Here is a 15047-nt window from a genome sequence, read left to right as displayed (position 1 = left end):
AAAAAACCCTGCCAGAGCAGGGTTGATGCACGGCGCCGCGATGGGCGCCCGAACTGACTTACTTGCCTTGCTTGAAGGCGGCAGACATATTCTTCTGTGCGGCATCGGCAAATTGCTTGGCGATGCTGTTCATGTTGCCGAAAGCCGAATTGGCAGCGGCAATGGCGCTCTGCACAGCAGCAACAGCGCCTTCGGAGCCGGCCGGAGCAGACTTCGCAGCCAGTTCGACCATGTTGGCGACCGATTTCTGGAATTCGCTGAACTGGGTCTCCGCCATCTTGGCCAGTTCCTGCTGGGTCTGGGTGGAGATTTCGTAGATCGAACGGGAGTAGGCGGCAGCCTTTTCCATCACCGGCTGGGCCATGGCTTTCTGGGCTTCCAGAGCGGCTTGCGGGGTCTTGGCTTCCATCACGTGACGGGTATTGCTGGCGACATCTTCCAGAGCGCTGCGGGCAGTGCTCAGGTTGAGGGCGGCAACGCGTTCAGCCGAAGCCAGGGCGGTGTTGGCAACCGCCAGCAGGGAATCGACGGTGGCCTTGTTGGCGGCGGCGAATTGTTCGACGTTGATGCTCATGGAAAACTCCTCAAATAGGGGGTGGTTCGGGTCGTGGAAAATTGTGTCTTGAATCGTATCACGATTATTGCATTATTTGTGCGCCGCAACATTGATGATTCTGAAATTTTCGGCGGGCGGTTTTGGATCAGGCTGGATAAATCGATAGCGGCAATTTATGATGCCGAACTTTCTTCCGCTGGATGGCACGCCATGTTCGATGAGAAACGTATTGGCCATGATCGCCGCACCGCGAGTGAAGACACGCGCGATGCAGGAGAAGTTGTTGAGCGCCGTCGCCGGCGCCGGCGGCAGATGGTCATGCGGGAAATTTCATTCACAGAATGGGCGCGTTATTTCGCGATGTACAAACGGCGCAAGTAAGCCGTTCTTCCAGCCAGCCGACAATCAGTGGCGCGGCATCCGCACCCGCTGGCAAGCCCTGGCTGTCGTGCGGACATGACAGATGTCGCTGCGCCCGCTGCCAGGCCTTGTCAGCATAGACGTTCTCGCCGGAGTACAGGAACAGGAGCGGGGCGCGCAGGAGATTCAAGGCTTCCAGGCCCGCGCGGTCGATCAGGCCGCCACAGGCCACCACAGCAGCCACCTGCGTGTCGCGCCGGGCTGCCGCACGCAGCGCGGCGGGACTGACGTCGTCACTGGCCAGCAGGATCAGGTTGAGGTCGCGGGTGTCGGCATCTTCCTGAATCAAAGCCAGAAGTTGCAGCAAGCGCGAGGTGAGGCGGGCCGTATCCTGCGCTGCTTCAGCATAGGCGGCTTCACGTTCGGTCAGCAACTCGGTGGCCAGAACGGCATAGCCGGCCTGCACAAAATAGTGGGCCAGCGGATCGTTGATGGCGATACGGTGTGGCTTGGCAATGACGAGCAGGTTGCAGGCCGCCGCTGGCCGCAGCAGCTGGCCGTGCAGGCTGGCATGCGCGAGCGGTAGAGAGAACAGGCGGGGTAGCATCGAGGAATCCCGTGGTTCAGACAAGGAAAAGCCCGCCGACCATGCCGCAGCCTATGGATAGCAGGCCGGGGAGGGCGTAACGCGCCAGCGGTTTACCACCGATGCTGATCAGCAGACCGATCTTGAAGACCAGATTGGCGAGCAGAGCCAGCGTCGCGGCGATCACGGCATCCTGGCCGCCAATGCGTTCCAGATTGAACATGCGCAGCGTGGACAGCACGCTGGCGTCAGCATCGGTCAGGCCGGAAGCCAGCGCCACGATATAGAGCCCGCTACTGCCGGCAATATCCTGCAGCCAGGCAGCAGCGAGCAGGATGAGCGCATAGAGGGCGCCGAAGGTGAGGGCGGTTTTCAGCTCGGTCGGATTCTTGACCTCCGGCACCGGCAGTTCGCCCGCTGTCTGCAGGATTTTCCAGCCATGAGCAGCCATCAGAATGCCCGGGGCAATGCCGCAGATGAAGACGGTGGCGATCGATGGCAGCAAGGCCGGGGCCAGCAGGCCGGCTATGACGGCCAGACGCAGCATCACCATCACGTTGGCGATCAGGATGACCAGGGCCGACATGCGCACCAGGTGCGGGTGTTCATTGGCATGGCGGGAGAACATCATGGTGGTGGCGGTAGACGAGGCGAGTCCGCCAAAAATGCCCAGCAAGGCTGCGCCGTGCTGGGTGCCGACGATGCGCAGGGCAAGATAACCCGCCAGCGCCAGCCCGGAAATCAGTACCACCAGCCACCAGACCTGACGCGGATTGATGGCGCCATAGGGCCCCAGATTACCGTCGGGCAGGATGGGCAGGATCACCAGGGCCAGCACGCCGAACTGCAGCATGGAGTTGATGTCCTTGGCAGTCATGCTTTCGCTGAATGCTTTCAGTTCGGTCTTGAAATAAAGCAGCATGGTGGTGGTCAGCGCCAGCATCACCGCCACCTGGGCATAGCCCAGCCAGACGGCGGCACCCAGGCCGTAGGTGACGATGATCGCGGCTTCGGAAGTGAAGCCGCGATACTGCTCTTCCTGCTGCGCCGAGAAATTGGAGGCAATCATCGACAGTGCCAGCACGATCAGACCCACCGCCAGCAGCCACGGGCCGCCGCTGTGTTCGGCAAGGAGCGCGAACAGGCAGCCGAGCATCGATACCAGGGCAAAGGTACGCAGTCCGGCGGCGGAATCGCTGCGCCGTTCCCGTTCCATGCCAATGAGCAGACCAATACCCAGGGCCGTGGCAAAGGCTTCAACCGGCGCAGCGAGTTCGGGGGCAAGAAAGCTCATGGCAGGGCCTTTGCAAAAGGTGGGAAAGCGGGCAACGAACCTGAAAACAGCGTTCTTCGCTAAAATTAAGCCATGCCCAGATATTTCGCAATCATTCCTGCCGCCGGCACTGGCGCCCGTTTCGGGGCCAGCCGGCCGAAGCAGTATCTCGATCTCAACGGTCGTCCTCTCATCTATCACACCCTGGCGGCACTGGCTGCTTGTCCGCTGATCGAGCGGGTGTGGGTAGTGCTGGCACCGGACGATCCCTGTTGGGCGCAATATGACTGGTCCGGCCTGGGGCCCAAGGTCGATAGCGTTCGCTGTGGCGGCGCCACCCGCGCCGAAAGTGTGCTCAACGGCCTGCAGGCCGCCGCCATGGTGGCCGCCGAGGATGACTGGGTGTTGGTGCACGACGCGGCGCGGCCCTGCCTGACACCGGCGCTACTGACCACCTTGTGCCAGGAACTGGCCGATGATCCGGTGGGTGGCCTGCTGGCCGTGCCGGTAGCGGATACCCTGAAGCGCGCCAATGCCGAGCAACGAGTCGCCGCCACTGAACCGCGTGCCAGTTTGTGGCAGGCGCAAACGCCGCAGATGTTCCGCCACGGGCTGCTGACCCGGGCCCTGGCGGCACAGCGGGACGTGACCGACGAAGCGGGCGCCATCGAGGCCGCGGGTCTGCAACCCAAGCTGGTGGCCAGTTCGACCAGCAACCTGAAGGTTACCTATCCTGCCGACCTTGCGTTGGCAGCACTCATTTTGCGGGAGCAGGCAAACTCATGAGCATCGATTTCCGGGTCGGGCAAGGCTATGACGTCCACCGTCTGGTGGCCGGGCGCAAACTGATCCTGGGCGGGGTGGAGATTGATCACCCGTTGGGCCTGCTCGGCCACTCCGATGCCGACGCCTTGCTGCATGCCATCACCGATGCCTTGCTCGGTGCGGCGGGCCTGGGCGATATCGGGCGGCATTTTCCCGATACTGACCCGCGCTACCAGGGGGCCGACAGCCGTGTGCTGCTGCGCGCCGCTGTCTCCCTCGTAGCCAGCGCAGGCTGGCAGGTGGTGAATGTCGATGCCACCCTGATTGCTCAGCAGCCCAAGCTGGCGCCGCATGCTCCGGCCATGGTGGCCAATATCGCCGCCGATCTGGGTGTTGCCGCAGCGTGTGTCAACGTCAAGGGCAAGACCAACGAAAAACTGGGGTACCTCGGCCGGGCCGAGGCGATTGAAGCACAGGCGGTGGTTCTGCTTACCCGGGCGCCCGCCTGAATTTTGCGAAGGATGACAAGATGATCGAACTCGGCGTCAATATTGACCACGTCGCCACGCTGCGCCAGGCGCGCCGCACCTATGAGCCAGACCCGGCATGGGCGGCAGTCGAAGCGCATCTGGGCGGCGCCGACGGCATCACCGTGCACCTGCGCGAAGATCGGCGCCACATTCAGGATGCCGATGTGCAGCGGCTGCGCGAATCGACCCAGATCAAGCTCAATCTGGAGATGGCCGCCACCGAGGAAATGGTCGGTATCGCCTGCGCCTTGCGGCCGGAGATGGCCATGCTGGTACCGGAAGGACGGCACGAGATCACCACCGAAGGGGGACTCGACGTGCTCGGTCAGGAGCCGCGACTGCGCGAGATCATCTCCCGCCTGCGCGACGCCGGCATCATGACCAGCGTGTTCATCGATGCCGAAATCGAACAGATCGAAGCTGCGGCGCGAATCGGCGCACGAGTATGCGAAATCCACACCGGCCCCTATGCGCATGCTTTCTACGCTCAGGGGCGGGATATCGAAGCGCCGGCCGTGCAGGTGGAACTGCAGAAAATCCGCGCTGCGGGCGAGGCGATCCGCCAGCTTGGCATGCGTTTCAACGCCGGCCACGCGCTCAATTACTACAACGTGCAACCCGTGGCCCGCTTGCCGGGCATCCGTGAATTGCATATCGGCCACGCCATCGTCAGCCGGGCTGTATTTGTCGGTTTGCGCGAAGCCGTGCGCGAAATGAAGGCGTTGATGCGGGCAGCAGCGAGCATGCCGGAACAGGTAGCGACCCGCGCATGATTTTTGGCATCGGTACCGACATCGTGGCAGTGAGCCGTCTGCGTGACATGTGGCAGCGGCACGGCGAGCACGCCCTGGCGCGGCTGCTGGCTGCGGATGAGTACAGCGACTTCGCTGCGGCGGCCGACAAGGGCCGTTTCCTGGCCAAGCGCTTTGCCGCCAAGGAAGCGTTCGCCAAAGCGTATGGCAGCGGGGTACGCGCGCCGGTACTGCTGCCGGCGCTGGCGGTCAGCCACGACGACCTGGGCAAACCGTACTTCGTTTTTCATGGCGCCCTGGCGCAACTACTGAGCGAGCGTGGCCTGACCGCGCACCTTTCCATCAGCGACGAAGCGGACTACGCCGTGGCTTACGTGATACTGGAACAGCGATGAACGATTTTTCGAACCTGGCGTCGATCCCTTACGGCCCCCTGATGATCGACATCGCCGGCCATGAACTGACGGCGCTCGACCGGCAACGTCTGTGCCATCCGCTGGTGGGGGGCATCATCCTGTTCTCCCGCAACTATCGTGACCGCGCGCAGCTCACCGCGTTGTGTGCGGAAATCCACGCCTTGCGGAGTCCCCGTCTGCTCATCGCGGTGGACCATGAGGGCGGGCGGGTGCAACGTTTCCGTGCCGGATTTACCCATCTGCCTGCCATGCGCCGCCTCGGTGAGCGCTACGATCAGGAGCCCACCGCCGGGCTGGCGGCGGCGCGCGCTGCCGGCTTCGTGCTGGCCGCCGAATTGCGCGCCTGCGGCGTCGATTTTTCCTTCACTCCGGTACTTGATCTCGATTACGGACCGTCGCGGGTCATCGGTGATCGTGCGCTGCATCGCGATCCTGCCGTGGTGATCGCGCTGGCTGCGGCACTGGGCGAAGGCCTGCACGCTGCGGGTATGGGCAGCTGCGGCAAGCATTTCCCCGGTCATGGCTATGTGATTCCGGACTCACACGTCGAATTGCCGGTGGACGATCGCAGCCTTGCCGCCATGGCGGAAGATTTGCGCCCCTACCGCGAACTGCCGCTGGATGCAGTGATGGCGGCGCATGTCATCTATTCCTGCGTTGATTGCCACACGGCAGTGTTCTCCCGCCGCTGGCTGGATTTCCTGCGCCAGGACCTGGGCTTCGACGGTGTCATTTTTACCGACGATTTGTCGATGGCCGGCGCCGGTGTCGTCGGCGACATGCTGGCACGGGTCGAGGCGGCCTGGACGGCGGGATGCGACATGCTGCTACTGTGCAATGCGCCGGAGGCCGTGGGCGAGGTGCTGGCACACTGGCAACCGCAGCTGGATGCAGCGCGGGCACAGCGGGTGGCGCGTCTGGTGCCGGAACAACCCTGCTGCTATCCTAATCCGCACGCCTACCGCGAAGCCTTGAACGTGCTGGCTACGCTGGGTGGTTCTCCCGGTCAGCCGTAATCCGTCCGTCGACCAGTTCGATGATGCGGTCGCAGCGCGCGGCCAGACGCGGATCATGGGTGACGATCAGGAAGGTCGTGCCATCTTCCTGATTGATCCGGCGCAGGAGTGAAAAAATGCTGTCCGCTGTCTGCGTGTCGAGGTTGCCGGTCGGTTCGTCGGCCAGCACCAGCGCCGGTCGCATGGCCAGTGCGCGAGCAATGGCTACCCGTTGTTGCTGGCCCCCCGAAAGCTTGCCCGCCAGATAATCGGCGCGATCACTCAGACCGACGGCGGCCAGCAGTTCGGCCGCACGCTGGCGCATCTGCGGGTCGGGGCGGCCCCGTTCGACCAGGAGCGGCATCATGACGTTTTCCAGCGCGGTAAATGCCGGGATGAGCAGGTGCTGCTGAAACACGAAGCCAATGTGCTGCCCGCGCAGGCGGGTGATGGCGGCCTCGGGCAGATGACTGGTGGCGCTGCCGCTGATCTGCAGTTCGCCGCTGCTGGGGCGGTCGAGCAGGCCAATCAGGTTGAGCAGGGTACTTTTACCGGAGCCGGAAGGGCCGATCAGCGCGGCAAATTCGCCGGACTGCAGGCTGAGATCGATGCCGTGCAGGATTTCCGTTTCCTCTTCGCCGCTGAGGTAACTTTTACGCAGCTGGGACAGGCGCAGGACTTCAGCCACGGATCGCCACCACGGGATCGAGACGTGCTGCACGGCGGGCCGGCAGAAGGGCAGCGATCACACCCACCAGACTGGCGCCGGCGGCAGTGATCAGGACCAGAGCCGGCGGCAATTCGATCGGGAACAGCGGTGTCCCATCCGGATTGGTGGCCAGCAGGCGCCACAACGTCAGGCAGAGCAGCGCCAGCGCTGAGCCGAGCAGAGAGCCGAGCAGGCCGACAATGCCCCCTTGCAGCAGGAAAATACGCAGGATCTGTCCCTGACGGGTCCCCATGGCGCGCAGAATGCCGATTTCCTTGGCCCGCTGGACAACCGACACCACCAGCACGCTGGCAATGCCGAAGGCCACCGACAGGGCGATGAAAAAGCGGATCAGGTTGCTCGACATGCGCTGCGAGTTCAGCGCCGTGAAAAACTGGCTGTTGGTCTTGATCCAGCTGTCGGCAACCAGACCGGTTTCACCGGCCAGACGCTGGGCGAGGGTTTCTGCCGCATACATGTCGCGCAGGGCAAGATCGATGTTCGATACCCCGCCGATCAGGTCGAGCAGGTTCTGCGCACTGCGCAGCCCGACATAGACGTTGCGACCATTGGCGATCTTGTTGCCCAGATCGAACAGGCCGACGATGGTCAGGGTGTCGGTGGCACCGTTGCTGGCATTGACGCGCAGCTTGTCGCCCAGACCAGCGCCCAGCTCGCGCGCCAGTTCGATACCGATCACCGCTTCCCCGGCGTTGACGCGCAACTCACCGGCGACGATTTTTTCGTGCAGATCGATGACCTGGATGTAGTGCTCCGGCACGATGCCATACAGGCTGATGGCCTTGTTCGCTTCATTGCGCACTGCGAAGGCAGGGCCGGAGGCGACGGGGGAGACCGCGCTGATTTCCGGCAAGGATTCCAGGCGGGCGCGCAAGGCCTGCCATTGGTCAATGGAACGCAGGCGCTGCGCTTGCCGCTGGATCACAGCGCCCGCATCGTCTTGCTGCGGACGGGCGATTTCCTCCGTGGGCAGCAGCACCACATGCGCCTGCGAACTCAAGGTACGTTTGACGAGATTGCCCTGCAGCCCCGACAGCAGCGCCGACATGAAAACGATCACCGCCACCCCGACACCTACCGCAACAATGATCAGCAGCGTTTGCGCCCGCCCTTCGCGCAAAAAACGGGTGGCAGCAATCCATTCAAAAGGCAGCCAGGAGGACAGGGCAGGCATGGCGCAGGCTCAGTGGCGGGCACGGACGCGATCACCCGCCGCAACGCTGGTTTCACTGCTGGCAACGACCAATTCACCTGTGGCAAGGCCGTCCAGGATTTCCTGTTGCGCCGCATTACGCAGCCCCAGTTGCACGGACTGGCGCATGGCGACGCCATCGCGGATCACCAACACCCAATAATCGCCCGGTGTGCCGCGCACGCCTTCCAGCGGCAGCAGGAGCGCCTTGTCGTTGGTGCCGGTGGTGATGTCAATGGAAACCGTCATGTCCTCCTTCAGGTAGGCAGGAGGTTGCGGCACGAGAAGACGGACTTCGACCGAGCCACGTAGTGGGTCAACCGCTGGCCCGATGTAGTTGATCTGCGCCGGAAAATTCCGGTCCGGCCAGGCGTCGGCAGAAACCTGCGCCGACTGCCCAAGCGCCAGCCAGCGCAGGTTTTTTTCGTCGATCTGCACCACCAGTTCGGTGTTGCCGGCAGGCGACAGGGTGAGCAGTACCTTGCCGGGTTGCACGCTGTCGCCGGGTTCCACCAGCCGGTTCAGGATCGTGCCGGCACGTAGTGCGACCAGGGTGGCGTAGGCCAGCCGGGCTTCGGCCAGGGCAAGATTGGCTCGCGCTTGCGTCACCGCATTCTGCGCCAGACGATAATCGCTGCCACCGCGGGCATTGCTGCCCGCTTGCAGGCGCGAAGCGGCAAACTGGCTTTCCGCCACCGTCAGCGCTCGACGCGCATCGTCGAGCTGATTCGGGCTGTAGAAACCGCGCGCCACCAGCGCCTCGACCCGCTGGTACTGCAGTTTCGCCTGGGTCAGGGTGGCTTCAGCCTGGCGCCGGCTTTCCTGATTGAGCGGCTCCACCAGCTGCTGCAGCTGCTGCAGACGCAATTCAGCCTGCGCTAGCTGGGCCGCAGCCTGGGCTTGCGCTGCCTGCAGTTCGCGGTCGTCCAGAGTGAGCAGAAGTTCGCCGGGGGTGATCGCCTGACCTTCCACGACATTCACCGTCCGGACCTGGCCACTGATCTGTGCCGCCAGTTCGCTGCGTTGCGGCGAACGGACCTTGCCACTGGCGACCACCGCCTGACGAATCGCCCCTTCAACAACGGTCAGCGTACGCACCTGGGGTCCGAACAGGCGCGTCATGCCGAACGCCAGCAGCGCCAACAGCACGAGCAGCAGAGTGATCAGCAGAAGGCGATGGGGACGGCGGAGCGGCATGATCAGAGTGTACTTATATGCAGGTGCGCCATGTTACCCGCTCGCGCAGGTTTTTGCGCGGGCGGCAACAGGTCAGAGCGGAGCCCGGTTGCGTGCAGAAAGTTCGCTATTGATCGAGAAAATCCGGGCACGTACGGGGGCTATGCCAAATCCAGCCAGGCGCGCACTGTGCATGGCGAGGTAATTTTCAGCACTGGCGCGGTCCGCGAACAGGTACACACCACCGGCTTCACCCGTAGCCTGACTTTCTGTCCAGATTTTCCACAGCAAGCCAGGTTCCTGAGCAATCGACTGTGCCAGATCGCGCATGGCGGCGCTCATTTCATCGCCCCAGGGGCCCGAGTAGGGGAAGTCGACTTGAAGCAGGTAAGGCATGCAGATTCTTTCCGTAGGGGCTGAAATCAGTGGCCGCTGTCATCCAGGTACTGCACGTCGTCATGCCGACGCTGATTGGCGAAATGACGGCGGCGAATGAGGATCATCAGGCCGCTGACGAACAGACCGAACAGACTGACCACCCAGTAGATCGACAGATCGGCACGTACCATCAGGAAATACAGGCCGGTCATGACCAGGATGGAGAGGTTCTCGTTGAAGTTCTGCACGGCAATCGAGTGTCCGGCGCCCATCAGGATATGACCACGGTGCTGCAGTAGCGCATTCATCGGCACCACAAAAAAACCGGACAGCGCGCCGATCAGGATCAGCAGCGCCACGGCCAGATAGGTGTTGTGCACGAAATTCATCGCCAGCACGATGAGGCCCATGGCAATGCCCAGCGGAATCACCTTGACCGAGGTGCGCAAAGTGATCATTCGGGCAGCGAGGATGGCCCCGGCGGCGACACCGATGGCGACTGCCCCCTGCAGCATGGACGACTGAGTGAGCCCCATGCCCAGCGCGGTATCGGCCCATTTGATGACGATGAACTGCAAGGTGGCGCCCGCGCCCCAGAACAGGGTGGTGACGGCGAGGGAAATCTGGCCGAGTGGGTCACGCCAGAGCAAGGCCAGGCAATACTTGAATTCGTGAATGAGGAAGAAGGGGTTTTTCCGCAGCGGCTTGTCCGGCACGCCGGTGTGCGGTACGTAGAGATTGAATGCGGCGGCGATCAGGTAGAGCAGGGCAATGACGACGATGGCGACTTCCGCCGGCGAGTCGACAAATGGTATTTCAAGCGCCAGCAACTGATCCGTCACGCCAGGGCGAATGAGGGTACCGCCGATCACCACGCCGAGGATGATGGCGCCAACCGTCAAGCCTTCGATCCAGCCATTGGCGACCACCAGCAGGCGGTGCGGCAGGTATTCGGTCAGGATGCCGTATTTGGCCGGCGAGTAGGCCGCTGCGCCCAGCCCGACGACGGCATAGGCGAGCAGGGGATGGACGTGGAAAAACATCAGGGCACAGCCGAAAATCTTGATCGTGTTGCTGATCAGCATCACCCGTCCCTTCGGCATGGAGTCGGCGAAGGGGCCGACGAACGCCGCCAGGGCCACGTAGGAGACGGTGAAGAAAGTTTTCAGCAGCGGCTCGTACTCGGTTGGCGCCTGCATGTCACGCAGGGCGGCAATGGCGACGATGAGCAATGCGTTGTCAGCCAGCGCGGAAAAAAACTGCGCGGCCATGATGATGTAAAAGCCGAACGGCACGGATCAGACCCCGGTTTGTTGCTTGCGGCGTGGTTTATACCACGACTGCAGCACGGCACAGGAAATGCCGTCTTCTGCAGTTTTGAAAGCGAATAAAAAACAGGGGGTTGCCGGATAGTGTTGCAGAGTGTGGTTGAATAACGACCTTCCCAACCCGCGGAGTGCGCGCCATGGCAGACCGGCGCCTGCAGATTTTTCATGCCGTAGCCCGGCATCTGAGTTTCACCAAGGCCGCCGATGCCTTGTTCATGACCCAACCCGCCGTGACCTTCCAGATCAAGCAACTGGAGGAGCAGTATGCCACCCGTCTGTTCGAGCGCCGGCATGGCAGCATCGCACTGACGCCGGCGGGGGAGCTGGCGTATGAATACGCCGGCAGGATTCTCGCCCTCAACGATGAAATGGATCAGCGACTGGGCGAACTGACCGGTGAAATGCGCGGGGCACTGCTGGTCGGCGCCAGCACCACGATTGCCGAATTCCTGCTGCCACGCGTGCTGGGAGAGTTCAACGCCCTGTATCCACAGGTGCGGGCGCGTCTGATTGTGGGCAACTCCGAAACCATCGAAAACCAGGTGGCCGCCAACAGTCTCGATGTCGGCTTGATCGAGGCGCCGGGGAAACTGGCCACGCTCGCCAGCCAGGTTTGCTGTGTAGACGAATTGCAGGTGATTTGCGCTCCCGATCATCCCCTGGCGCACTCCCGGCAGCTGAGTGCCAGCGAGTTGGTGGACTACGAATTCATCTCCCGCGAACCCGGCTCCGGCACCCGTGAAATCACCGATGCCTACTTCTCTGCCCAGGGCATTGCGCCGGAACGCCTGAAAACCCAGATGGAACTCGGCAGCCCGGAAGCCCTGAAAGGCGTGGTGGCCACCGGGCTGGGCTTCAGCATCGTGTCGCGCGCCGTGGCGGAGAAAGAAATCCTGCATGGCACCCTGGTCGGCATCCCGCTCAACCCCATCCTGCAGCGCGATTTGCACCTGATTCACCCACGTGACCGGTTTCAGTCCAAGCTGCTGACGACCTTCATCAGTTTCGCCCGGCGCAAATTGAAGGAGCAGGTCGCGTGACCGTGCCCACCACAGTGCACTGTTTCTGCATGCAGCACCGTGCCAATCCAGCGCGCAGGGCCAGCCGGGCCAGCCTTGTCCAGGCAAATGCCTCTTTTCTCGCCGCCCCGACTCTGCCATGCTTTCGCCCGGCGCACTCTGGCGCAGGCCTTTTCCGTCGATCACCGGATTTTCCAGGATGAATGTTTCCCGCCCCATCCGTGCCCGCATTTTCCCTGCGGCCATCCAGCACAATTACCGCGTGGCGAAAGCCAAGGCCCCTGATTCGCGCGCCTGGGCCGTGATCAAGGCCGACGCCTACGGCCATGGCCAGATGCGGGCTGCCGAGGCGCTACGCAGTGAGGCCGACGGCTTTGCGCTGCTCGAATGTGAAAATGCCGTGGCTCTGCGGGCTGCAGGATTCCGTCATCCCATTCTTCTGCTCGAAGGGATCTTCAGCGAAGCCGATGCCCGCCAGGTGGTGGCGCATGATCTGCATGCCGCAGTGCATTGCGTCGAACAAATCGACATGCTGGCAGCGCATTGCACGGCCGAACACACACTCAATCTACACCTGAAAATCAACAGCGGCATGAACCGCCTGGGCTTTGATGAGCGCACCCTGCCGCAGGCATGGGCCAGTCTGGAAAAAATCCCCAGCCTCAATCTCAGCCTGATGACCCACTTTGCCAACGCCGACGATGCGCTGGGCGTGAACTGGCAACTGGCGCGTTTTCGTTTGTTGGCCGGGGTCTGGCGTGGACCGGTCAGCCTGGGCAATTCTGCCGCCATCCTGCGTCACCCCGAAGGCCATGGCGACTGGGTGCGGCCGGGCATCATACTCTACGGCGGCAGCCCCTTTGCCGACACACTGGCTGACAAATTTGGCCTGCAGGCAGCCATGGCGCTGGAAAGCCGCATCATCGCCGTGCAACAGATTGCTCCGGGCGAGCGCGTCGGCTACGGTGGCCTGTTCGTTGCCGAACAGGCGATGCGGATTGGTATCGTCGCCTGCGGCTACGCCGACGGTTACCCGCGCTCCGCTCCTACCGGCACCCCGATTGCTGTCGCCGGCCGCATGAGCCGCACGCTGGGGCGGGTGTCGATGGACATGCTCGCCTGTGACCTCAGCCACATCCCGGAAGCCGGCCTGGGCAGCCCGGTGACCCTGTGGGGACCGGGCGAAGCCGGTAACGTTCCGGCCGAAGCCGTCGCCGCCGCCGCCGGCACCATCGCCTATGAACTTTTCTGCGCCCTGTCACCGCGGGTGCCGGTAGAAACGGTCAGCGTCGCCAGCTGAAGGGGGCGGTGCTTTTTTCTGCCGTAAGACAGCTGGTGCCCGGAGCGGGAATCGAACCCGCACGCCTTTCGGCTCCGGATTTTAAGTCCGCAAAAATTGGCGTTTTCCTATGTTGATCCGCAATGATGAAAAATTACCTTTTCCTTGATTTAAATAGGTAAACTGCTTTTCATGCGTTGATTGACAGTGATGTTCGTTGATAGAATTGGGAGCAACAGGGGAGCAATAGTGGTGCTGTTGCTCCTGAATTCATCCTGCAGGAGTAACGTCCGTGGCTACGATTCGAGTCCACCTGACACTTGAGCGAATCCGGAAGCTGTCCCTGCCCGATGGGAAGCATGCAATTTACGTCTTCGACGATGACCCAAGGCATCTGTCTGTACGGGTTACTCCCGCCGGGGCAAAAACGTTTGTTTATGCTGGCAAGCTGAATAAAGTGCCGTTGCGCATTACTATCGGCAGCGTTGATACTTGGAACTTGGACGAAGCTAGGGCTGAGGCGCGTCGCCTACAGACGCTTGTCGATTCAGGCCGCGATCCGCGCCAGGTTAAAGCCGAGATCGCCGCAGCCGATGAGGCTGCCCGTGAGGCAGCCGTTCGCACAAAAGAATCTGAGCAACGCGAGAAACAGCGTCAGCAAGTCACATTCGGGAAGGCCTGGGGTGCATATATTGGTGCGCGCCGCGTAAAGTGGGGTGAGCGTAATTTACGCGATCACGAACAGCTGATCCTGCCGGAACGTACCAAGGCCGGAAAGGTGCTCAAGGCCGGCGTGCTTGCCTCGTTGGCACCAAGGCCGCTCGCCAGTATCGATAGTGTGATAGTCAGAGATTGGCTTGAGATGGAGTGTGCCCAGCGCCCAACACAGGCTGCTTTGGGTTTTCGCTTGCTTCGTGCCTTCTTCAACTGGTGCGCCGACCATGCGGAATACCGGGACATTGTTCAGCCAGGAATTTGTGGCAGCAAGGCAGTCCGAGAGAATGTGCCTAAGGCAAAGGCCAAGGATGATTGCCTGCAGCGTGAGCAGTTGCGCCTGTGGTTCGAAGGCGTGCGCACAATTAGGAATCGGCGGACCGCCACATACCTGCAGGGGATGTTGATCACTGGCGCCCGGCCAAACGAACTGGCTGGGTTGAAGTGGTCTGACGTGGATTTTCAGTGGCACAGCCTGATGATCCGCGACAAGGTAGAAGGCGAGCGCGTCATCCCATTGACGCCATACCTTGAAAGCCTGTTGCGTGAGTTGAAAGCATGGAACCAGACTCCACCGCCAGCCTACCGAATATTGCACGGGCGTAAGGTGGCGAACAATTTGGAGAAGTGGAAGCCGTCTGAGTTTGTATTTTCCAGCAGCCGCTCCATGTCCGGTCAAATCGAAAATGCTGGCACCATTCATCGGGAAATGCTGCGCAATCTAGGCATTACCAATGTGACGCTGCACGGACTGCGCCGCAGCTTCGGCAGCCTCTCAGAATGGTGCGAAGTTCCTGTCGGCATCGTCGCGCAAATCCAAGGACACAAGCCGAGCGCAACGGCAGAGAAACATTACCGCGTCCGTCCTCTCGACCTGCTGCGCATGTGGCACACCAAGATCGAGGGCTGGATGTTGGAACAGGCGGGAATCGAGCAACCCAAGGAAGATGTGAAGCCCGGACTGCGGGCAATCAATGCTTGATGTTTATACAATTATT

General features: G+C 62.0%; 17 protein-coding genes. 9 read left to right on the top strand and 8 right to left on the bottom strand.

The genetic code is table 11. From position 1 onward, the window contains the following. Positions 1-58: 58 nt before the first annotated feature. A complete protein-coding gene (locus JYJ39_RS06900; RefSeq protein WP_205203149.1) occupies positions 59-574 on the bottom strand; it encodes a phasin family protein in 516 nt (171 codons plus the stop codon). A 48-nt stretch (positions 575-622) separates the two neighbouring features. On the opposite strand from JYJ39_RS06900, the gene JYJ39_RS06895 reads away from it, so the two are divergent. Next, positions 623-937 (top strand): hypothetical protein, encoded by a 315-nt coding sequence (locus JYJ39_RS06895; protein WP_205203147.1) that lies wholly within the window; start codon positions 623-625, stop codon positions 935-937. Here the strand turns inward: JYJ39_RS06895 and JYJ39_RS06890 are convergent. Together JYJ39_RS06890 and JYJ39_RS06885 are read right to left on the bottom strand one after the other, a co-directional pair. Beyond that, entirely contained in the window at positions 891-1523 is a 633-nt protein-coding gene (locus JYJ39_RS06890; protein ID WP_205203145.1) for a hypothetical protein, read from the bottom strand. The genes JYJ39_RS06895 and JYJ39_RS06890 overlap by 47 nt on opposite strands. Before the next feature lie 16 nt (positions 1524-1539). After that, positions 1540-2796 carry an MgtC/SapB family protein gene (locus JYJ39_RS06885; protein ID WP_205203143.1) on the bottom strand — a complete coding sequence of 419 codons (1257 nt, stop codon included), beginning with the start codon at positions 2794-2796 and terminating at the stop codon, positions 1540-1542. Positions 2797-2868: 72 nt separating this feature from the next. Here JYJ39_RS06885 and ispD point away from each other — a divergent pair, with 72 nt between their 5' ends. Genes ispD through nagZ form a run of 5 tightly spaced genes read left to right on the top strand, consistent with a single transcriptional unit; the run spans position 2869 to position 6254 of the window. Beyond that, entirely contained in the window at positions 2869-3561 is a 693-nt protein-coding gene (gene ispD, locus JYJ39_RS06880; protein ID WP_205203141.1) for a 2-C-methyl-D-erythritol 4-phosphate cytidylyltransferase, read from the top strand. Beyond that, positions 3558-4049 carry a 2-C-methyl-D-erythritol 2,4-cyclodiphosphate synthase gene (gene ispF, locus JYJ39_RS06875; RefSeq protein WP_205203139.1) on the top strand — a complete coding sequence of 164 codons (492 nt, stop codon included), beginning with the start codon at positions 3558-3560 and terminating at the stop codon, positions 4047-4049. Before ispD ends, ispF begins: the two co-directional genes overlap by 4 nt. A 20-nt stretch (positions 4050-4069) precedes the next feature. Next, positions 4070-4843, top strand: coding sequence for a pyridoxine 5'-phosphate synthase (locus JYJ39_RS06870; protein ID WP_205203138.1), 774 nt, complete (start codon positions 4070-4072; stop codon positions 4841-4843). Further along, on the top strand, positions 4840-5217 hold the full coding sequence (gene acpS, locus JYJ39_RS06865; protein ID WP_205203137.1) for a holo-ACP synthase: 378 nt from the start codon (positions 4840-4842) through the stop codon (positions 5215-5217). The genes JYJ39_RS06870 and acpS overlap by 4 nt, the downstream gene beginning before the upstream one ends. Next, positions 5214-6254 (top strand): beta-N-acetylhexosaminidase, encoded by a 1041-nt coding sequence (nagZ, locus tag JYJ39_RS06860; protein ID WP_205203136.1) that lies wholly within the window; start codon positions 5214-5216, stop codon positions 6252-6254. Before acpS ends, nagZ begins: the two co-directional genes overlap by 4 nt. On the opposite strand, the gene JYJ39_RS06855 is transcribed toward nagZ, so the two are convergent. The 5 genes from JYJ39_RS06855 to lplT form a co-directional block, all read right to left on the bottom strand. Beyond that, positions 6223-6921, bottom strand: coding sequence for an ABC transporter ATP-binding protein (locus tag JYJ39_RS06855; RefSeq protein ID WP_205203135.1), 699 nt, complete (start codon positions 6919-6921; stop codon positions 6223-6225). The two genes, nagZ and JYJ39_RS06855, sit on opposite strands and share 32 nt — an antisense overlap. Beyond that, positions 6914-8137 (bottom strand): ABC transporter permease, encoded by a 1224-nt coding sequence (locus JYJ39_RS06850; RefSeq protein WP_240189576.1) that lies wholly within the window; start codon positions 8135-8137, stop codon positions 6914-6916. The genes JYJ39_RS06855 and JYJ39_RS06850 overlap by 8 nt, the downstream gene beginning before the upstream one ends. Positions 8138-8146: 9 nt before the next feature. After that, positions 8147-9352 (bottom strand): efflux RND transporter periplasmic adaptor subunit, encoded by a 1206-nt coding sequence (locus tag JYJ39_RS06845; protein WP_240189575.1) that lies wholly within the window; start codon positions 9350-9352, stop codon positions 8147-8149. Positions 9353-9424: 72 nt separating this feature from the next. After that, the gene (locus JYJ39_RS06840) at positions 9425-9727 is read right to left on the bottom strand and encodes a monooxygenase (protein ID WP_205203134.1); all 303 of its coding nucleotides are present in this window, start codon (positions 9725-9727) and stop codon (positions 9425-9427) included. A gap of 26 nt (positions 9728-9753) precedes the next feature. Beyond that, a complete protein-coding gene (lplT, locus tag JYJ39_RS06835; RefSeq protein ID WP_205203133.1) occupies positions 9754-11004 on the bottom strand; it encodes a lysophospholipid transporter LplT in 1251 nt (416 codons plus the stop codon). Positions 11005-11174: 170 nt separating this feature from the next. Here lplT and JYJ39_RS06830 point away from each other — a divergent pair, with 170 nt between their 5' ends. From JYJ39_RS06830 to JYJ39_RS06820, 3 genes are all read left to right on the top strand, one after another. Further along, on the top strand, positions 11175-12077 hold the full coding sequence (locus tag JYJ39_RS06830) for a LysR family transcriptional regulator (RefSeq protein WP_205203131.1): 903 nt from the start codon (positions 11175-11177) through the stop codon (positions 12075-12077). A 178-nt stretch (positions 12078-12255) separates the two neighbouring features. Further along, positions 12256-13356 carry an alanine racemase gene (alr, locus tag JYJ39_RS06825; RefSeq protein ID WP_205203129.1) on the top strand — a complete coding sequence of 367 codons (1101 nt, stop codon included), beginning with the start codon at positions 12256-12258 and terminating at the stop codon, positions 13354-13356. A 271-nt stretch (positions 13357-13627) separates the two neighbouring features. After that, positions 13628-15031, top strand: a complete 1404-nt coding sequence (locus JYJ39_RS06820) for a tyrosine-type recombinase/integrase (RefSeq protein ID WP_240189574.1) — start codon at positions 13628-13630, stop codon at positions 15029-15031. The last annotated feature ends 16 nt before the right edge of the window (positions 15032-15047 follow it).

The organism is Azonexus hydrophilus, from assembly GCF_905120355.1.
In the GTDB taxonomy this organism is placed as follows: Bacteria; Pseudomonadota; Gammaproteobacteria; order Burkholderiales; family Rhodocyclaceae; genus Azonexus.
Note: the sequence above shows the minus strand (reverse complement) of the source record. Positions and strands in the feature narration are given on the sequence as shown.